Raw genomic sequence first — 20,805 nt, 5'->3', positions numbered from 1 at the left:
AGTCAGGGAAGGTCAAATATTAACGCTGATATTAAGAAATTAAATCCATCATAAAAATTAATATTTATAGTTGAATTATGGGTAATACGTTTGTATAATAGAAAGGTCGCATGTTTAAGTACAGTACACTATTTTGCAGGTATGCTTCTACAATGAGGATTATCTACATGATGCTTTACCGTAAAGCCTAAGAGTGAGTACTTTTTTTTTATGTTCAATTGCCCTCGTGGTGTAATGGATAACACGTAAGATTCCGGTTCTTGCACTGGGGGTTCGATTCCCTCCGAGGGCGCCATTTACTGATTTATTGATTTATTTTTATAGCTCGATTCTCCTAATAAGTAGCTTAGCAGCCTTCTTAGTGGAGAAAGAGAGGAATATGGTGGAAATCTGCCCCGTAGGCATTATTCCCATAATTATTCCTTTCTAAACCATCAAAAGCAATAACTCCAAAAAGTTTTTTAGTGAACATACTGATCGTGAGGCTAGCATGCTAGCCCAAAAGAAGAATCCCATCTGAGGGGATTCTTTTTTTGTGGGCAAAAATATCTAAAATTAGCATAAAAATCATCTTAGAATTGCATAAGTATACATTTTTCGACACGGATATTGTTTTTATTACATAATTTCTCTACGTTCTGTATCGTAAAATTCATTATTATGAAAAAATAATCACTTTTATACGAAATCGTATTGTATATCACCTCTATTGACACTATAATTGACCTAATAGTCTAACATTTCCGAATTAATAAAATTGAATTAGTCGGAAAATATTAATTGTATAGGGGGAAAAACTATGAAAAAACGTTTTTGGACGTTATTGATGATTGTAGCAGCATTTACGCTTGTGCTAGTTGGCTGTGGTGCAAAAGATGATGCATCATCTGGCGACGCAGGTTCTGGTGGCGGCGGGAAGGATAAAGTTTATAAGGTAGGTACAGAGGCTACTTTTGCACCATTTGAATCGATTGACGATAAAGGGAATATTGTAGGGTTAGATGTCGATATTTTGCAAGCGATTGCAGACGAAATGGGCATTAAAGTGGAATGGGAAAACATTGGTTGGGAGCCTGTATTCCAAACAATAAAAAATGGTGAAACACACATCGGTGCATCGGGGATTACGATTAATGAAGAACGTAAGGCTTCATTTGATTTTACAGAGCCATATTATGAATCTCAATTATTAATCGTAGTTAAAGAGGATTCAGATATTACGTCATTAGCAGATTTAAAAGATAAAAAGATTTCAGTACAAATAAATGCAACTGGTCATATGGCTGCAAAAAAATTACAAGGTGATGCAAGCACAAACATTATGGCATTCGAAAGCCAACCTGTTGCTATTCAAGAAATGTTAAACGGTAACGTTGATGCAACAATTGGCGATAATGCAGTTATTTACGAATATATTAAAGCTAACCCAAAAGCAAAACTTAAAGTAATTGAAGATGATGCATTTGAAAAAGAATACTACGGCTTTATGGTGAAAAAAGGCAATACCGAATTATTAAACCTATTAAACGAAGGTCTACAAAAAATTAAAGACAATGGTAAATTAAAAGAAATTACTGGTAAGGACTTTAAGTAATGGATGATGCCGTTAGCCTAATCATGCTAGCGGCTCATTTGATTTATTAGCGTATTTAGTAGAGAAATTGATAGGGAAAGTAGGGGTTCTAATGGACATCTTTGATTTACGCTGGGACATAGTTTGGAACTACCGTGATATGTTTATTCGTGGTATTGGTATAACAATCATCTTAACGCTCAGTGGTTATTTTGGTGGTATTATTTTAGGCTTACTATTAGGTTTAGGGAAAGTATCTAAAAATAAGTTTATTTACTGGCCATGTAAACTATATGTAGATTTATTCCGTGGGACACCAATGCTAGTGCAAATTTTATTAATTCATTTAGCGGTTATTCCAACGATTTTTGGTCATTCATTAGGCTATATGGTGTCAGGTATTACCGCACTTGTACTAAACTGTGCAGCCTATAATGCAGAAATATTCCGTGCGGGCATTCAAAGCATTGATAAGGGACAAATGGAAGCAGCGCGTTCGCTTGGCCTAACACACAATCAAGCGATGAAAAAAGTTATTTTACCACAGGCTTTTAGACGGATGATTCCGCCGCTTGGTAATGAATTCATTGCATTATTAAAAGACTCTTCTTTAGTAACGGTTATTGCAGCGCCAGATATTTTATATGCAAGTAAAGTTGTGGCAGGTGCGAGCTTCCGTTTCTGGGAACCGTATATTGTAGCCGCATTACTATACTTGGTATTAACATATGTGGTAACAAAAGTAGTAGCATTTATCGAAAAACGATTTAGCAATAGCTATATCCCTCGTAAAGCAGAAGGGAGAGAAGCAAGATGATTAGAATTGAAAACTTACACAAATACTTTGGAAAATTAGAAGTGTTAAAGGGTATCGATTATGAAATACACGAAAAGCAAGTTGTCTGTGTTATTGGACCATCAGGATCGGGAAAAAGTACTTTTTTACGTTGCATTAATATGCTAGAAGAAGTGACTGATGGTGCAATTTATATTGAGAATGTGAAGGTAAATGGCCCAAAAACGAATATTAATGCTATACGAGCAGAGGTCGGTATGGTATTCCAACAATTTAATTTGTTCCCTCACATGAATGTAATTGATAATGTAACAATGGCTCCAATGCAAATTCGTAAAATGAATCGTGCGGATGCAGAGAAACTAGGCCATGAGCTACTGCAAAAAGTCGGTCTAGATAGTAAGGCTTACAACTATCCTGAGCAGCTTTCAGGTGGACAACAACAACGCGTAGCGATTGCAAGAGCATTAGCGATGAAACCTAAAGCTATTTTATTTGATGAACCAACTTCAGCACTTGATCCAGAAATGGTGAAAGAAGTTTTAGATGTTATGAAAAATCTAGCATCTGAAGGAATGACAATGATTGTCGTGACACATGAAATGGGCTTTGCACGAGAAGTAGGGGATCGTGTTGTGTTTATGGATGGTGGCTATATTGTAGAAGAAGGTACGCCAGAAGAAATCTTTGGTAACCCGAAAAATGAGCGTACAAAAGCCTTTTTAGGAAAAGTTCTATAATGAAAATGGAAAACCATTCAAAGCGAAAGCGATGAATGGTTTTTTTGCATTTAATGGAGGGGATTTGTAGTTGTCGCATAGGCATCAAGCATTGCACGCATATCTTGTTGCGTGTATTGTGGCACTTGATAATAGCCATGCTTATTTTGGTAAATAGATACTTCGTATGCCATCTCGATACAGTTGGGAATACTATCAGCAACAACACGGCGGACAACTGGATTTGTTGTTTCTGTCGCTGCTGCAGTCATACATTTAGCTGAGCCTTTATGTGCACCAAGTAAGAAGCCGGAAATAACTTCATCATTTATCTCACTTGCATTTTGCATTGGCTTTTTCGGCTGAGAGGGCTTAATGCCATATTGGAAGTTGTTCCCTGTCTGCATTTCATAGCGACCAGTTGGAACTGAAGGATCATGCCCTGTTTTAAAAGATTCCACAATCGTATTGTACATACCGAGCGTGAAATTATATTGATTATCCAAAATGCTAAGTAGTTCTGGATCTTTTACTTGCGGACGTAAAATAATGGATAGGTTTAGTCCAGCGATAATTTCGCCAATTGTTTCATGCATGTCCATAACTTCGTGGCCACCATGATTTAGGCTTTGTTGTTGGTTAGGTGTTGTTGCATCATTTGATTCATTATAAAAAGATTGTGACAAAAAAAACGCCTCCTGAATTGTATAGTTTGTTACAGTTTTTAGTATGTCTTGTTAGTCCAGTTTCATACGATATAAATCCGTTTGCATATATTTAGCATAGTGATGTTTTTTTGTAACACATTAGAGGTATAAGAAAAGAAAGTTAAGGGAGGATATAAAATTGAAAAAAGTACTTGGACCTGTGGGAATAATCATCATTGTTTTAGCTGTATTAGCTTTACTATTTATTCCAAAATATAATGGCCTTGTGACGGCGGAGGAAAATGTGGATTCGAAGTGGGCTCAAGTCGAAAATCAACTACAACGCCGCTATGATCTAATTCCGAATTTAGTGGAATCTGTAAAAGGATATGCTAATCATGAGCAAGAAGTCATTGCTAGCATTACAGAGGCTCGTGCACAGATGGGTAATGCACAAACACCAGAGGAACAAGCGAGTGCTAATGATGCATTAAATGGTGCACTTAGTCGATTGCTTGTAGTCGTAGAAAATTATCCGAATTTAAAAGCCGATGCAAATTTCCGTCAATTAATGGATGAACTTGCTGGGACTGAAAATCGATTAGCAGTAGCACGTGAAGATTATAATAATGAAGTACAAGGCTTTAATAAAAAAGTAAAACGCTTCCCAGGTAATATTATCGCAGGTATATTTGGCTTCGAACAAAAGGAATACTTTAAGGCAGCAGCTGGAGCTGAAAAAGCACCTGCAGTTGATTTTAGTGATTCAGGTAAACAATAATGAAACGTTTGACGGTAACGCTTTTAGTTGCTTGTTTAATGTGGTTTGTAACAGCTAACAGTGCACAAGCGCAGTTGCCCACACCAATGAAAAATACGTACATTCATGATTTTGCGAATGTGCTTTCAACTTCTGTAAAGGAAGAACTCAATCATTATTCTGAGCAATTAGATAAAGGCACAGGTGCAGAAATAATGATTGTAACGGTAGATAGCATTCAAGGGCAAGAGGCTAAAATGTATGCAACGAAATTAATTCGAGCTTGGGGCATTGGAGATGCAAAGAAAAACAATGGTGTCCTATTATTGGCTACATTTGGGCAAGGACAAGGAAATAATGATGTAGTCATCGCTGTTGGTCAAGGTCTAGAAGGAGCGTTACCGGATGGAAAATTAGGACGTATTTTAGACGATGCTTTTTATCCATATGCGAGTAACGGTGAAGTCGATCAAGCATTTCAAGCAACATATGCCGAATTATTTCAAACTGTAGCAAAAGAATATAATTGGGAGGGAGAGATGCCAGCACAAGCAGTGGAGGATGAGTCGATGCCCAATTGGCTCTTTGTGTTACTAGTTATTTTAGTACTCGTTGTCATTATTTTCTCAAATGGTGGTGGAGGACCACGATCTAGGGGACGCGGAGGTTATCCAGGAGGTTTTGGTGGTGGCTTTGGAGGCGGTTTTGGCAGAGGTGGCGGTTCCGGTGGCGGAGGCTTTGGAGGCTTTGGCGGTGGATCATCTGCAGGCGGCGGCGCCAGCCGAAAGTTTTAATTGAGTGGGTGCCTGGCACATAAGTGCCAGGCACCCAAAAAATTCTGAAAACTGTAAGGTGTTTTTTTATAACTAAGTAAAAATCCACGAAGACTCCTGCGGGAACGCACGCAATGTAAGACACAACAATCCGCGCGTAAGCGAGGGTTGCGGCTTACTTTGTGCCCGCGGAAAGCGAAGTGGATTTTTACGCTTTAGAAGGACAAATTGTTTAAGTGCCAGGCACCCAAACAATTCACGAACAATTTAAGTGCCAGGCACCGAAACATCAAAGGACTCTCCTTAATAGGAGGGTCCTTTTCACTCGGGTAAAAAGGATAAATAAATAAGTATTATCAATTATTGACAAATTAACTAATTTTGTTATAATTTCATTGTATCGACAAACGATATAACGAACACTGATATAAGGAGGAATTACTTTGAAAAAAAGATTTTTATCAGCTTCTTTAGCGGTCATTTTAACAGCCTCTGTTGTTTATCCTGTTTCAGTACAGGAAGTACGCGCTGCTAATGAAACTAGCAATACTATCATTGCACAAGAGGAGCGCCTAACAGCAAAAGAATTTCTTGATTTAGCTGTAACATCTTTAACATTCCAACATGGCTCAGAATCAATGCGTCAAGAAGTAATTAATAAGTGGGTTAAAGACGGGGAATTAGAAAACTTAAGTAATACGATTAAACGTAATGAAGTCGCACGAATTTTAGTAAGAGCTCTTGATAAAGAAGAAAAAGAAGTAACACTAGCAGACTATCTGGAAAAAGCAAATAAGCTAGGCTTATTTAGTAGTATTTCAGAAAATAGTGAAACAATTTCAAAACAAGACGCTACTAAAATATTTACTACATTTAAGAGTTTAAAAAACGGTGCTAATAATGAAGGTGTTAAAGAAATTTCTGTAGACGATTTTATGAAAAATCCAGGAAACTTCGGCTATCAGCTATCACCAGATGGTAATTACATTACGTTTGCCTCAGCATGGGAAAACCGTTCAAATGTTTTCGTGAAAAAAATGAATGATGATAGTGAACCAGTTCGTGTATCTAATTCAAAAGATCGTGATATTGCTGGATTCTTCTGGAAAGATGATACATTGCTTTATGCAAAAGATAAAGGTGGAGATGAAAACTTCCACATTTATTCTTCTACATTTAATGGAAAAGAAGAAAAAGATTTAACGCCTTATCCAGGTGTAACAGTAGGTGTATTAAGTGGATTACAAGGTGTTAAAGATGAAGTTTTAATTATGATGAATAAAGAGGATGCAACAGTATTCGATGTGTACAAGCTAAATGTGAAGACAGGCGAAACAAAGCATGTTGCAAAAAATCCTGGTAACATTTCGAATTGGTTAGCGGACCGTAACGGTAATATTCGTATAGCTGTTGTTTCTGATGGTGTAGAAGGAATGATTCTATATCGTGACACTGAAAAGGATGAATTCAAGCCATTTATTGAAATGGCAGCAGGGGATGAAGTAAATCCGCTTGCCTTCTCTAAAGATAATAAGCATATTTATGCAACTTCTAATAAAGGTAGAGATAAAGTAGAAGTGGTGAAATACGATCTTGAAGGTAACGAAGAAGTCATTATGTCTAATGAAGACGTAGACGTATCAGGCGTATTATATAGTGGTGAGCAAGATAAAATTTTATTCGGTGCCTATGTAACGGATAAAGCACATTATCAATTCTTCGATGAGAGTTTTGAGAAGCTGTTCCGCAAAATTCAAAACAAGCTAGGTGTTGAAGAAAGCGAACTAGGCATCAACGACTACAATAAAGAAATGACAAAATTCATCGTCAGCGTGTCTAGTGATATAGTGTACGGCAAATATTATTACTATGACTCAACTACAGATGAAATGACCGAACTAGCAACATTAAGCCCTTGGTTAAAATCAGAAGAGCTTGCAGAAATGCATCCCGTTTCTTATAAGAGCCGTGATGGTCTGACAATTAACGGTTATTTAACATTACCGAAAAACAAAGAGGCTAAAGACTTACCACTTATCGTGAATCCACACGGTGGTCCATGGGCTCGTGATGTGTGGGGCTTTAACCCAGAAGTACAGCTGCTTGCAAATCGCGGATATGCTGTGTTACAAGTGAATTTCCGTTCATCTACTGGTTACGGAAAAGAATTTTTACAAGCTGGTAATAAGCAATGGGGTCTGAAAATTCAAGATGATATTACAGATGGCGTACAGTGGGCAATAGATCAAGGTATTGCTGACCCTGACCGTATCGGTATATACGGTGCATCATTTGGAGGCTATGCTACTTTAGCAGGTATTACGTCTACACCTGACTTATATGCTGCTGCAGTTGATTATGTAGGCGTATCAAATATTTTCACATTGTTAGATACAATCCCACCATACTGGGAAACAATGCGTAATATGTTCTATGAGCGTGTAGGGCATCCAGAAAAAGACAAAGATCTGTTAACAGCAGTTTCACCTGTCTTCCATGTTGATAAAATTAAAACACCTTTATTCGTTGCCCAAGGTGCAAACGATCCGCGTGTTAATCAGGCAGAATCTGATCAAATCGTAGAAGCGTTACGCGCAAGAGGTGTGGATGTAGAGTATATGCTGAAAGAAAATGAAGGACATGGCTTCCAAAACGAAGAAAACCGCATTGAATTCTATAATGCAATGGTTAAATTCTTTGATAGTCATTTAAAAAAATAACGATAATGAGGCTGTGCAGAAATTTTACTTGCACAGTCTTTTTTCATTTATAATAGCTGAAGATGAATATGGCCGTTGATTTCCGCTGCGGCAATTGTTTGAGTGCCTGGCACTTCTAAAACGTACACGTAACGCTTACTTGCCCGTGTCTTACACTGCGTGCGTTCCCGCAGGAGTCTTCGCGGAATTAATAATATCTTACTAGCAAAATTCAGAATTGTTTGAGTGCCTGGCACCTAAATAGGAAGGGGGTGTGTGTAAATGAACGTGACTTTTTTTAGTCGTTCGCATTGTGAGCTTTGTGTAGAAGGATTACGTACATTAAAGCTTGTTCAAGAAGAACTAGGTTTCTCAATCGACGTCATCGATATAGAAAAAGACGATGCAGTACACGAAAAATATATGTTGATGATACCAGTAGTAGAAAAGGATGGAGAAGTCATACAATATGGCAATTTAGACTATGTAACATTGATGGAACATTTGTGCAGTGAATAACCGATGCATCTAATCTATGAAATTAAAAATATATAACACTTAAAAAATTCGTTATTCACCTCGGGAAGCGCGGATTTTTTTTTCTTCTATTATATAATTAAACCTGTAATTCATGTTATTCACAAATTGTTCAATGAAAGCGTTATGAATATGAACAGTTTGTGAAGAACTTCACACAAAGCTTTCTTTTTGAAAAAATTGGAGTAGAATAGGAATCAAGTAAGAGGTTGTTATAAAACAGTTAATCAAAAGTATCACATATTTACGTGGTTGTTATATTACAAAAATAAACTTAAAGGGAGATTTGACTATGTGGGTTATTACAGTATTTGAACAAAAGGACGTTCGTATTTTTGAATACACAAACAAAACGGAAGCAACAAAAGCTTTAGCAGGTTTCAAGAAAAACGCCGTATTATCTTTCACAAAATAAAAACATGCAGTCCCGAAGCCGAAAGAATTGGTTGCGGGATTTTTTATTTTCACAAACAACGAATATTAAAAAAACCTTATGATAATCGCGTATAAAGTGTGTAAAAGCAGCCCATACCATTATTTACTTGCTCTTTTTCACAAAGCATATTATAATAAAATTACAAGTGGGACACAATTTAGTATAGTGGGTTATTATTTGTCCCATTAAAGTGAGAGGGAGTAGATATAGATGTTAACTGTACCTGAGGCACAGCAAAGACTACTTCCAGAAATGAATCCACTTCTACAATCGAGATACCGTATTTTGCAATCGGTTCAGTTAATGCAACCAATTGGGAGACGAACACTAGCGGAGTCACTCAAGATGACAGAGCGTGAAATCCGTAAAGAAACAGATATTTTACGTGATCAAGGGTTATTAGATTCTCAAAAGTCGGGTATGGTATGTACGAGTGATGGTGAATTAGTTATTGAACAGCTTAGGGCATTAGTTTATGAATGGTCTGGTCTAACGCAGCTTGGCAAGGCGCTCGAAAACCATTTAGGGCTACAGCATGTGCTTGTTGTTCCAGGTGATTATAACGATGATGAAACTGTATTAACATTAATTGGAAAAGAAGCGGCGCAGCAATTTCTTTCGACTATTGCTAATGAGCAAGTAGTAGCTGTTACTGGAGGAAAGTCAGTAGCTTCGCTAGCGCAGTTTTTACTACCAGTTGACGGTCAGCACAATGTAACATTTGTTGCTGCTCGTGGCGGTATCGGACATGAAATGCAAATGCAGGCTAATACACTCGTTGCAACATTTGCTATGCAGATGGAAGCACAGTACCGTACATTGTTTTTACCCGAGCATTTAAGTGAACAGGCATATCAGGCAATGTTAATGGAGCCAATGGTTACAGAAATAATGGCTTACTATGACCGGGCTGATTGCGTTATTCATGGTATTGGCTCTGCTGAAGAAATGGCGATTCGTCGTAATTCATCGGCCGAAGATTTACGTATTCTCGAGGAAAAGGGTGCTGTTAGTGAAGCATTCGGCTATTATTTCAATGCCGAAGGAGAAATTGTACATCGTATTCGTACAATTGGCATTCAACTTGAACAAGTTGAAAAATGTAAGCATATTATTGCGGTTGCAGCAGGAAAACAAAAGGTGAATGCGATGCTATCTTACTTTAAGGTAGCGCCGAAGCAGACGATTTTTATAACAGATGAGGCTGCTGCGAAAGCAATCGCTGAACGTTTACTGTAAAAATAAATCAATAAAACATTATTGGAGGAATTAACAATGGCATTAAAGTTAGCAATTAATGGATTTGGACGTATTGGACGTTTAGTATTTCGTGAAGCAATGAAACATGATGAGTTTGAAGTAGTTGCAGTGAATGACTTAACAGATGCTGGTCAGCTTGCACACTTATTAAAATACGATTCTGTACATGGTATCTATGATGCTGAAGTAAGTGCAAAGGAAGATTCTTTCGTAGTGAACGGTAAAACAGTGAAAGTATACGCTGAAAAAGACCCGACACAATTACCTTGGGGCGAGCTTGGCGTTGATGTTGTGCTTGAATGTACAGGTCGCTTCCGCTCAATGGATGAAGTAGGGTTGCATATTAAAGCAGGTGCTAAAAAAGCGATTTTATCTGCACCAGCTAAAGGCGATATGCCAACATTCGTAATGGGTGTTAACCACGAAGATTACAATCCAAAAACAGATGATGTCATTTCCAATGCATCTTGTACAACAAACTGCTTAGCGCCAGTAGCTAAAATTTTAGATGAGAAATTTGGCATTGAGCGCGGTATGATGACAACAATTCACTCATATACAAACGATCAACGTATCCTTGACTTCCCGCACTCTGATCCACGTCGTGCACGTGCAGGGGCAGTGTCAATGATTCCAACAACAACAGGAGCAGCAGTAGCCGTTTCTAAAGTATTACCTCAATTAAAAGGTAAGCTTGATGGATTCTCTATGCGTGTTCCTACACCGAACGTATCGTGTGTGGATTTAGTTGTAGAACTTAAAGCAGATGTAACGAAAGATTCGATTAATGCGGCTTTAAAAGAAGCTTCAGAAAATGAGCTGAAAGGTATTTTAGGCTACAATGAACTACCATTAGTATCAATTGATTACAATGGTAACCATAACTCTTCAACTGTTGATGGCCTTTCAACAATGGTTTTAGAAAATAGCATGGTGAAAGTTCTTGCTTGGTACGATAATGAAATTGGTTACTCTACTCGTTTAATGGACCTTGCATTATATATCGCACAACAAGGGTTAAATCATAAATAAGTGTCATAATTCGCAATTTGAAGTAAAAAGTGTGACATAATACGGCTTTTTACGCACAAAAAGTATAGCCTTTATAATATCGAAAAGATATAATAAACAAGGGTAATAGGAGTAGGGGACGTTTACCCTACTCCTTTTTAAATACAAATATCTTGGATAAAATATGGATGACTTACTATCGTGCAAACAGTTAGTAGTCACCTTGTCTTTTACGAGACACCGAACGTTACTTTTGTTACTATAAAAGCTAATAAAGGTATATTTTAACTTGGTCCGAAGTGTGTAAAGCCAAGATGGGTGGAGCACATTTTATTATGTCCGTACTACAAAACTTTGAAGGGGGTTTCTTCATGTTAAATAAGAAAACAATGAAAGATATTGATGTAAAAGGTAACCGCGTCTTCGTACGTGTCGATTTTAATGTACCGATGGCAGATGGGGTAATTACAGACGAAACACGTATCCGCGCAGCCATTCCAACGATTGAATATTTAGTTGAACAAGGCGCAAAAGTTATTTTAGCGTCTCATTTAGGTCGTCCAAAAGGCGAAGTAAAAGAAGATATGCGTTTAACTGCTGTTGGTATCCGCCTTGCTGAAATTTTAGGTAAACCTGTTACTAAATTGGATGAGTCAATCGGTGAAGCAGTAGAAACAGCTGTTGCGAATATGCAAAACGGAGATATCGTTCTACTGGAAAACGTACGATTCCATGCTGGTGAGGAGAAAAACGACCCTGCACTTGCAGAACAATTTGCTAAACTAGCGGACGTTTATGTTAACGATGCATTCGGTGCTGCTCACCGTGCACATGCCTCAACGGAAGGTATTGCGAAACACATTTCTGCTGTATCAGGCTTCCTTATGCAAAAAGAATTAGATGTGCTAGGTAAAGCATTATCAAATCCTGAGCGTCCTTTCACTGCTATTATTGGTGGTGCAAAAGTAAAAGATAAAATCGGCGTTATTGAGAGCTTACTTGAAAAGGTAGACCACTTAATTATTGGTGGCGGTCTGTCATTTACCTTCATTAAAGCGCAAGGTCATGATATCGGTAAATCTTTATTAGAAGAAGATAAAATTGAACTAGCAAAATCGTTCATTGAAAAAGCACATGCAAAAGGCGTGCAGTTACATATGCCAATTGATGCAGTGGTAGCCAATGAATTTTCAAAAGATGCGGAGACTAAAGTTGTCGATGTAGATGCTATCCCAGCTGATTGGATGGGTCTTGATATTGGACCAAAAACAGCTGCTCGCTATGCAGAAGTTATTCAAAATTCAAAATTAATCATTTGGAATGGACCAATGGGTGTTTTTGAATTAGAACCATTTGCCAATGGTACGAAAACTGTTGCAGACGCGATGGCAGCAACGGCTGGCTATACTGTAATTGGTGGCGGAGATTCCGCAGCGGCAGTAGAAAAATTTGAAGTAGCTAATAAAATGGACCACATTTCGACTGGTGGCGGCGCTTCACTTGAATTAATGGAAGGCAAAGAGCTTCCTGGTATTGTGGCATTAAACGATAAATAATAGATAGGAGGCATAACGATGCGTAAACCAATTATTGCAGGTAACTGGAAAATGTATAAAACATTTGAAGAGGCAATACAGTTTGTCGATAGCGTGCAGGATAATCTTCCTTCCAATGACAAAGTAGATGCTGTTATTTGCGCACCGGCACTTTTTCTACCAACACTTGTGCAGGTCGCTAGTGAATCTGAACTAGCCATCGGTGCTCAAACAATGCATTACGAAAATGAAGGTGCGTTTACAGGCGAAATTAGCCCGGCGCAGCTTGCAAGCGTTGAGGTAGACTATGTGATATTAGGACACTCCGAACGACGTGAATATTATAACGAAACAGATGAGGCTATCAATAAAAAGGTGGCAGCAGCACTTTCACATAATATCGTGCCAATTATTTGCTGTGGTGAAACACTGGAAGAACGTGAGGCAGGTACGACCGAGCAAAAGGTAGCTAGTCAAATTACAGCAGCTCTTGCAGGCTTTGCCGCACAGGACGTGGAGCATATGGTTCTTGCCTATGAGCCTATCTGGGCAATCGGCACAGGTAAAACAGCAACAGCAGAAGATGCCAACCAAGTATGTGGTGCCATTCGAGCAGTTGTTGAAAAATTATATGATAACGCAACAGCACAAGCTATACGTATTCAATATGGGGGCAGCGTAAAGCCTGATAATATTAAAGAATTATTGTCAAAAGAGCATATCGATGGCGCGCTAGTCGGTGGTGCAAGCTTACAAGCTGATTCATATTTAAAATTATTGGAGGCGGCAGCAAATGCCTAAAAAGCCAGTAGCATTAATTATTTTAGATGGTTTTGCATTCCGTGATGAAACATTTGGCAATGCAGTAGCTCAAGCAAAGAAACCAAATTTTGATCGCTTTTGGAACCAATTCCCGCATGCAACTCTAACAGCTTCAGGTGAGGCAGTAGGGTTGCCAGACGGTCAAATGGGGAACTCTGAAGTTGGACACTTAAATATCGGTGCTGGCCGTATCGTGTATCAAAGCTTAACGCGTTTAAATAAATCGATTCGCGAAGGAGATTTCTTTACGAATCAAGCATTTTTAGATGCGGTAGCACACGTTAAAGCACATCAGTCAAAGCTACATGTTATGGGCTTATTATCAGATGGCGGTGTACATAGCCATTATGAGCACATGTTCGCGCTGTTAAAGCTAGCAAAAGAACAAGGGCTTGAAGAGGTATTTGTACATGCATTTTTAGATGGTCGTGATGTAGGGCCAACGACAGCTATCGGCTATATCGAAGAAACTGAAAAACAAATGGCTTCGATTGGCATTGGTAAATTCGCATCGATTCATGGACGCTATTATGCGATGGACCGAGACAAACGTTGGGATCGTGTAGCATTAACATATAATGCCCTCGTTGATGGGGTTGGACAAACGGCGGAAAGCGCAAAAGGTGGCGTGTCAGAATCCTATGAGCGTGAAGTAACTGACGAGTTTGTTATTCCATTTAGCATCCAGGAACATGGAGAGCCAGTAGCGACAATTGAAGATAATGATGCAGTTATTTTCTTTAATTTCCGACCTGACCGTGCGATTCAATTATCGAAAGTATTTACAAATTCAACATTTGATGGCTTTGCTTTATCAGCAAAACATCCGCAAAATGTAAAATTCGTATCGTTCACACATTATAGTGATGAAGTGAACGCGCAAGTTGCTTATGAAAATGACAACTTAAAAAATACGATTGGTGAAGTGTTAGCCTCTAATGGTAAAACACAGCTACGTATTGCAGAAACAGAAAAGTATCCACATGTGACATTCTTTATGAGTGGTGGACGTGAGGAGAAATTCGACGGTGAAGAACGTATTTTAATTGCTTCTCCAAAAGTTGCGACATACGATTTGAAACCTGAAATGAGTGCTTATGAAGTAACAGAAGCATTGCTTGCAGCGATTGCAGCTGACAAATTTGATGGCATCATTCTAAACTTTGCGAACCCTGATATGGTGGGGCATAGTGGAATGCTAGAGCCAACAATTAAAGCAATCGAAGTAGTCGACGAATGTCTAGGAAAAGTAGTTGATGCCCTTCTTGAAAAAGGCGGAGCAGCTATTATTACAGCTGACCATGGTAACTCTGACGAGGTTGTAACGTTAGAAGGAAATCCGATGACAGCACATACAACAAACCCTGTTCCAGTAATTGTGACGAAAGCAAATTTAATGTTAAGAAATGGTGGCATTTTAGCCGATTTAGCGCCAACCATGTTAGAATTATTAGAGGTGTCACAACCTATTGAAATGACAGGTAAATCACTTATCGAAAAAGAGGAGAATTAATTATGCCATTTATTACACAAGTTTATGCGCGCGAAGTTTTAGACTCACGTGGGAACCCAACAGTAGAAGTTGAAGTATTTACAGAATCAGGTGCTTTTGGTCGTGCAATCGTGCCATCAGGCGCCTCTACAGGTGAATACGAAGCGGTAGAATTACGCGATGGTGACAAATCTCGTTACCTTGGCAAAGGTGTATTAAAAGCAGTCGAAAATGTCAACACAATTATTGCACAAGAATTAGAAGGTAATTTCTCAGTTCTTGACCAAGTAGTAATCGACAAAGCTTTAATCGAGCTAGATGGCACAGAAAACAAAGGTAAACTAGGAGCTAACGCAATCCTAGGTGTATCAATGGCAGTTGCACATGCTGCAGCAGATTATTTAGATGTACCTCTTTATCAATATCTTGGCGGTTTCAACTCAAAACAATTACCAGTACCAATGATGAACATCTTAAATGGTGGTGCACATGCGGATAACAACGTAGATATCCAAGAATTCATGGTAATGCCTGTTGGCGCAGAAAACTTCCGTCATGCATTACGTATGGGTGCTGAAATTTTCCATAGCTTAAAAGCAGTATTAAAAGACAAAGGCTACAACACAGCTGTAGGTGACGAAGGTGGTTTCGCTCCAAACCTTGGTTCGAACGAAGAAGCAATCACTGTTATCCTTGAAGCAATCGAAAAAGCTGGCTACAAAGCTGGTGAAGAAGTGAAATTAGCAATGGACGTTGCGTCTTCTGAACTATTCAATAAAGAAGATGGCAAATACCACTTAGATGGTGAAGGCGTTGTGAAAACTTCTGAAGAAATGGTTGACTGGTACGAGCAGTTAACTGCGAAATACCCAATCATCTCAATCGAAGACGGCTTAGATGAAAACGACTGGGCTGGTCATAAATTATTAACAGACCGCATTGGCGCTCGCGTACAATTAGTAGGAGATGATTTATTCGTAACAAATACGAAAAAATTATCTGCTGGTATTGAGCAAGGTGTTGGTAACTCAATTTTAATTAAAGTAAACCAAATCGGTACGTTAACAGAAACATTTGAAGCAATTGAAATGGCGAAACGTGCTGGTTACACAGCAGTTATCTCTCACCGTTCTGGTGAATCAGAAGATGCGACAATCGCTGATATCGCTGTTGCGACAAACGCTGGTCAAATTAAAACAGGTGCTCCATCTCGTACAGATCGCGTTGCAAAATATAACCAACTTTTACGCATCGAAGATCAACTTGGTGCAACATCAGAATATCTTGGTTTAAAAACTTTCTATAACTTAAAATAAGGTGAATAGCTAGTACTAGCTTCAGACTATAGACAAACTTGTTTGTCTATAGTCTTTTTTTAACGAATGAATTTTTACTAACAGGGGTCATATTATTCTAAATCGTAAAAATTCACTGCGCTTTCCGCGGGCACGACGTAAGTCGCAACCCTCGCTAGCACGCGGTTTGTTGCGTCTTACATTACGTGCGTTCCCGCAGGAGTCTACGTGAATTTTTACTTAGTGATAAAAAACATAGGAACTGCCTGGCTCATATTTGTAATTGTGTGAGTGCCTGTCACTATTCACTATTCAATTAGTGCGTGATTGAAGTAGAGTGAGCATGGAGAGAGTTGTACAACGTTGATTTCCGTTGCGGGCGGCGCTTTCCTCGGGCACATCGTAAGCCGCAACCCTCGCTAGCGCGCGGCTTGTTGCGTCTTACGTTCCGTGCGTTCGGAGCAGGAGTAGCCTAGTATAATTGGGTGAGTGACTGGCACTATTATGTGTGCGTTCTAGGTAGGACACGTAATGCAAGAAAATTCTAAATTGTTTGGGTGCCAGGCACTGCATTTTAGATTTGAAATATTTCTATACTTTTTTGTATAATATCAGTAGAGTAGACTGAGTCTTCTCCTTTTTAAGTCAATTTCTTTTATGTATTGTACATAGTATTTGGAAAAGTTATACCATTTTGTAATCTGTGTTTGTCATGGGAACCTTTTTTTGTTATAATATAGTGTGTTGTGATGTTTCAAAGTTCGGGAGGTGCAGTGGATGCATACAGCAGTATTAATAGCTTTAGTTATCGTATCATTAGCATTGGTTGTCGTAGTTTTATTACAATCTAGTAAAAGTGCAGGCTTGTCAGGTGCCATCTCGGGTGGAGCTGAACAACTATTTGGAAAGCAAAAAGCACGTGGTATGGATTTAATTCTTCACCGTGCAACAATTGTTTTATCAATTTTATTCTTTCTTTTAGCAATCGCTATTGCAAAAATATAATAGTTGAAGATATTCCGCCTAACCTCGAATGGTTGGGCGTTTTCTTTTATTTTCAGTACATAGATGAACTTAGACGAATAATGTAGATTTTATACGTATGAAAGATGCTAAATTACGCCAATGTATAATGGATATGGCTATAATAGAATGAATATGTTTTACAGTGAAGGAGAACTTGCGTATGAACAAATCATTATCTCAGCCATTTTTCTTTCAAGCAGGACCGCGTGCAGTGTTATTATTACACGGATTTACAGGTAGCTCTGCAGATGTGCGTATGCTTGGTAGATTTTTAGAGAAAAAAGGGTATACTACATTAGCGCCTCATTATAAAGGGCACGGTGTGCAACCTGAAGAACTCATTACAACAGGACCAGCTGATTGGTGGCAAGATGTCAAAGCTGCGTACCAACAATTACAAGATGCCGGCTATGAGGAAATTGCCGTAGCAGGACTATCACTTGGCGGTGTGATGGCTTTAAATGTAGCACTAAACAATCCTGTAAAAGGCATTGTGACAATGTGTGCGCCAATGACGATGCGAACTACAGACGTAATGTTTGAAGGCGTATTGAAATATGCAAAAGAATACAAAAAATTTGAAGGCAAAACTGACACAGAAATTGATGCAGAAGTGTCGTTAATCGCTGAAAAAGGTATGCCATCATTACAACAACTTCGTGAGTTTATTGTGCAGACTCGAAAAGAAATAGATATGATTTATGCCCCTATTTTTGTCGTACAGGCGACAAATGATGAGGTAATAGAGACAGAATCTGCCAACATTATATATAATCAAACTGAGTCACTAGAAAAATACATCAAGTGGTATGAAAACTCAAAGCACGTTATAACATTAGATCAAGAAAAAGATCAATTACATGAAGATATTTATCGTTTTTTAGATGGCCTAAATTGGGCACACTAAAAATGATTTAGGATTTTTACATGAGGGAGGGTATTAAGTATGACGGACAAAAAAGACTCACTACAAAGTCGATTACTCGATTTTTTCGGTGAAGAAGAATATAAACCTTTAACCGTTGGAGAAATAGAAGACGAATTTGGGTTTGAGGATGCAGAAGAATTTAAGGAGCTCGTAAAAACGCTCGTGCGAATGGAGGGGCAGGGCTTAGTTGTACGCTCACGCTCGAATCGTTACGGCTTACCAGAGCGCATGAATTTACTACGCGGTAAATTTATCGGCCACGCAAAAGGATTTGGCTTTGTCGCACCTGATGTTGAGGGCATGGACGATGTCTTTATTCCACCGCACGAAGTAAATGGTGCCATTAACGGCGACACAGTTCTTATTCGTGTATTAAAGGAATCATTTGGCGATCGCCGCGAAGGTACAATCACAAAAGTGGTAGAACGCGGGCAAACGTCATTTGTTGGAACATTCCAAGCAAATAGAGGCTTCGGCTTTGTCGTATTAGACGATAAAAAACTACCAATGGACATTTTCATCGCGAAAGGCGATACATTAGGCGCTGTTGATGGTCACAAAGTGGTCGTTGAAATCGCGACATGGCCAGAAGATTTAAAATCAGCAACAGGCTATATTACAAAAATTTTAGGACATAAAAATGACCCAGGTGTCGATATTTTATCAATCTTATATAAGCACGATATTCCACCAGAGTTCCCTGAAGAAGTTGTCGCTGCTGCACAACGAGTGCCCGATGAAATTTCACCAGCCGATTTAGAGGGGCGTCGTGATTTACGTCATGAAACGATTGTCACAATTGATGGTGCAGATGCAAAAGATTTAGATGATGCGGTAACCGTAACAAAAAATGTAGATGGTACTTACAAGCTTGGCGTACATATTGCAGATGTCAGTTACTATGTAACACAAGGCTCTGTAATAGACATTGAAGCATATGACCGCGCGACAAGTGTATATTTAACAGACCGTGTTATTCCAATGATTCCGCATCGACTATCGAACGGTATTTGTTCTTTAAATCCACAGGTAGATCGACTAACGCTTTCGTGTGAAATGATTATTGATGGCAATGGTAATGTTATTGCGCATGAAATTTTCCAAAGCGTCATTAAAACGACAGAGCGTATGACTTACAAAGATGTTTATAAAATTTTAGAGGAACAAGACGAAGAGCTAATTGCTCGCTATGAGCCACTTGTACCGATGTTTAAGAATATGTTAGAGCTTTCAAAAATTTTACGTCATAAACGTGAGTTACGTGGTGCCATTGACTTTGACTTTAAAGAATCAAAAGTAATCGTCGATGAAGATGGCTGGCCAGTCGATATTGAAATACGTGAACGTACTGTTGCAGAGAAATTAATTGAAGATTTCATGCTTGCTGCCAACGAAACGGTTGCAGAGCATTTCCATTGGATGAATGTACCGTTCCTATACCGTATTCACGAAGATCCGAAGCCAGAAAAGCTACAACGCTTCTTTGAATTTGTAACGAACTTCGGTATTTTAATTAAAGGTACAGGCAATACAGTGCATCCAAAAGCATTGCAAGATGTCTTAGCAGCAATTGAAGGCATGCCTGAAGAGCCAGTTATTTCAACGATGCTACTACGCTCAATGCAACAAGCGAAGTACTATCCAGAAAGCATCGGTCACTTCGGTTTATCGACTGATTTCTATACACATTTCACATCACCAATTCGTCGTTACCCTGACCTAGTTGTCCACCGTTTAATTCGCACGTACTTAATTAATAAAGACACGTCGCAAGAAACGATTGCACAGTGGTCGATGGCAATGGATGAAATTGCTGACCATACGTCAGAGCGCGAACGTCGTGCAGTCGATGCAGAACGTGATACAGACGCACTGAAAAAAGCACAATATATGTCTGATAAAATCGGCGAAGAGTTTGAAGGAATTGTTTCTTCTGTTACGAACTTCGGTATCTTTATCGAGCTACCAAATACGATTGAAGGACTCGTGCACATTAGCAATATGACCGACGATTACTATCGCTTCGATGATCGCCAAATGATTATGATTGGTGAACGTACGAACCGCCAATTCCGCATCGGTGATGAAGTAAAAGTACGCGTCGCAAACGTCATTATCGAGGAGTCATCGATTGACTTTGAAATCGTAGGAATGGTAACGTCTTATGGAAGAACAAGAAAAGCAACACCTACAGTAATCCATGCACGTAAAAATTATAATGATAATAAAGATGGGCGCAGCAGCCGTAGCAGTCGTTCAGGTTCAGGCGGTGGAAGAGGTCGCCGTGACGATGAAAAACAAAGCAATGGTGACTCATCGAAACGCAGAGAACGCGGTGGAAGTGACCGTGATCCACGTGGTCAACGCAAAGATAGCTCAAGCCCAGGCCCGAAAAAAGGCGTAAAGCAAAAGCAAAAGTTTTACGAAGGCATCGCCAAAAAAGGCAAAAAGAAAAAAACAAAACGTAAATAAAAAATCCAGCGTGAGCAGGCTAAG

General features: G+C 38.9%; 18 protein-coding genes and 1 tRNA gene. 18 read left to right on the top strand and 1 reads right to left on the bottom strand.

What is annotated here, in order from left to right; all coding sequences use genetic code 11:
• The first annotated feature begins 220 nt into the window (after nucleotides 1-220).
• The 4 genes from ACQKNX_RS20350 (at nucleotide 221) to ACQKNX_RS20335 (ending at nucleotide 3,109) form a co-directional block, all read left to right on the top strand.
• Nucleotides 221-295: transfer RNA gene (locus ACQKNX_RS20350), tRNA-Arg, on the top strand.
• A 504-nt stretch (nucleotides 296-799) separates the two neighbouring features.
• Entirely contained in the window at nucleotides 800-1,594 is a 795-nt protein-coding gene (locus ACQKNX_RS20345) for a basic amino acid ABC transporter substrate-binding protein (protein WP_427430434.1), read from the top strand.
• A 91-nt stretch (nucleotides 1,595-1,685) separates the two neighbouring features.
• Complete coding sequence (locus ACQKNX_RS20340; protein ID WP_173479451.1) at nucleotides 1,686-2,390, top strand: amino acid ABC transporter permease; 705 nt, start codon at nucleotides 1,686-1,688, stop codon at nucleotides 2,388-2,390.
• Entirely contained in the window at nucleotides 2,387-3,109 is a 723-nt protein-coding gene (locus ACQKNX_RS20335; protein ID WP_427430433.1) for an amino acid ABC transporter ATP-binding protein, read from the top strand. The genes ACQKNX_RS20340 and ACQKNX_RS20335 overlap by 4 nt, the downstream gene beginning before the upstream one ends.
• Nucleotides 3,110-3,159: 50 nt before the next feature.
• On the opposite strand, the gene ACQKNX_RS20330 is transcribed toward ACQKNX_RS20335, so the two are convergent.
• Nucleotides 3,160-3,774: a spore coat protein gene (locus tag ACQKNX_RS20330; RefSeq protein ID WP_340822526.1), complete on the bottom strand. Its 615-nt coding sequence runs from the start codon at nucleotides 3,772-3,774 to the stop codon at nucleotides 3,160-3,162.
• A gap of 160 nt (nucleotides 3,775-3,934) precedes the next feature.
• Here ACQKNX_RS20330 and ACQKNX_RS20325 point away from each other — a divergent pair, with 160 nt between their 5' ends.
• From ACQKNX_RS20325 to rnr, 14 genes are all read left to right on the top strand, one after another.
• On the top strand, nucleotides 3,935-4,516 hold the full coding sequence (locus ACQKNX_RS20325) for a LemA family protein (RefSeq protein ID WP_427430432.1): 582 nt from the start codon (nucleotides 3,935-3,937) through the stop codon (nucleotides 4,514-4,516).
• Complete coding sequence (locus tag ACQKNX_RS20320; protein WP_427430431.1) at nucleotides 4,516-5,289, top strand: TPM domain-containing protein; 774 nt, start codon at nucleotides 4,516-4,518, stop codon at nucleotides 5,287-5,289. The genes ACQKNX_RS20325 and ACQKNX_RS20320 overlap by 1 nt, the downstream gene beginning before the upstream one ends.
• 422 nt (nucleotides 5,290-5,711) lie before the next feature.
• Entirely contained in the window at nucleotides 5,712-7,988 is a 2,277-nt protein-coding gene (locus tag ACQKNX_RS20315; RefSeq protein ID WP_427430430.1) for a S9 family peptidase, read from the top strand.
• A gap of 261 nt (nucleotides 7,989-8,249) precedes the next feature.
• Nucleotides 8,250-8,486, top strand: coding sequence for a glutaredoxin family protein (locus tag ACQKNX_RS20310; protein ID WP_427430429.1), 237 nt, complete (start codon nucleotides 8,250-8,252; stop codon nucleotides 8,484-8,486).
• Between the two features lie 310 nt (nucleotides 8,487-8,796).
• On the top strand, nucleotides 8,797-8,919 hold the full coding sequence (locus ACQKNX_RS20305) for a hypothetical protein (RefSeq protein WP_255313811.1): 123 nt from the start codon (nucleotides 8,797-8,799) through the stop codon (nucleotides 8,917-8,919).
• 231 nt (nucleotides 8,920-9,150) lie between these two features.
• Nucleotides 9,151-10,179: a sugar-binding transcriptional regulator gene (locus tag ACQKNX_RS20300; protein ID WP_427430428.1), complete on the top strand. Its 1,029-nt coding sequence runs from the start codon at nucleotides 9,151-9,153 to the stop codon at nucleotides 10,177-10,179.
• Between the two features lie 36 nt (nucleotides 10,180-10,215).
• Complete coding sequence (gene gap, locus ACQKNX_RS20295) at nucleotides 10,216-11,232, top strand: type I glyceraldehyde-3-phosphate dehydrogenase (RefSeq protein WP_427430427.1); 1,017 nt, start codon at nucleotides 10,216-10,218, stop codon at nucleotides 11,230-11,232.
• 350 nt (nucleotides 11,233-11,582) lie between these two features.
• Nucleotides 11,583-12,767 (top strand): phosphoglycerate kinase, encoded by a 1,185-nt coding sequence (locus tag ACQKNX_RS20290; protein ID WP_427430426.1) that lies wholly within the window; start codon nucleotides 11,583-11,585, stop codon nucleotides 12,765-12,767.
• Nucleotides 12,768-12,785: 18 nt separating this feature from the next.
• Entirely contained in the window at nucleotides 12,786-13,547 is a 762-nt protein-coding gene (gene tpiA / locus ACQKNX_RS20285; RefSeq protein WP_427430425.1) for a triose-phosphate isomerase, read from the top strand.
• Nucleotides 13,540-15,081 carry a 2,3-bisphosphoglycerate-independent phosphoglycerate mutase gene (gene gpmI / locus ACQKNX_RS20280; protein ID WP_427430424.1) on the top strand — a complete coding sequence of 514 codons (1,542 nt, stop codon included), beginning with the start codon at nucleotides 13,540-13,542 and terminating at the stop codon, nucleotides 15,079-15,081. The genes tpiA and gpmI overlap by 8 nt, the downstream gene beginning before the upstream one ends.
• 2 nt (nucleotides 15,082-15,083) lie before the next feature.
• On the top strand, nucleotides 15,084-16,376 hold the full coding sequence (gene eno / locus ACQKNX_RS20275) for a phosphopyruvate hydratase (RefSeq protein ID WP_427430423.1): 1,293 nt from the start codon (nucleotides 15,084-15,086) through the stop codon (nucleotides 16,374-16,376).
• Nucleotides 16,377-17,132: 756 nt separating this feature from the next.
• Nucleotides 17,133-17,360, top strand: coding sequence for a preprotein translocase subunit SecG (gene secG / locus ACQKNX_RS20270; RefSeq protein ID WP_173479464.1), 228 nt, complete (start codon nucleotides 17,133-17,135; stop codon nucleotides 17,358-17,360).
• A gap of 181 nt (nucleotides 17,361-17,541) precedes the next feature.
• Entirely contained in the window at nucleotides 17,542-18,288 is a 747-nt protein-coding gene (locus tag ACQKNX_RS20265; RefSeq protein WP_427430422.1) for an alpha/beta hydrolase, read from the top strand.
• 39 nt (nucleotides 18,289-18,327) lie between these two features.
• A complete protein-coding gene (gene rnr, locus ACQKNX_RS20260) occupies nucleotides 18,328-20,781 on the top strand; it encodes a ribonuclease R (protein ID WP_427430421.1) in 2,454 nt (817 codons plus the stop codon).
• Nucleotides 20,782-20,805: the final 24 nt, after the last annotated feature.

The organism is Lysinibacillus sp. NPDC093712, from assembly GCF_050280025.1.
Classification (GTDB): Bacteria; Bacillota; Bacilli; order Bacillales_A; family Planococcaceae; genus Lysinibacillus.
This window is presented reverse-complemented; position numbering and strand designations above follow the sequence as displayed.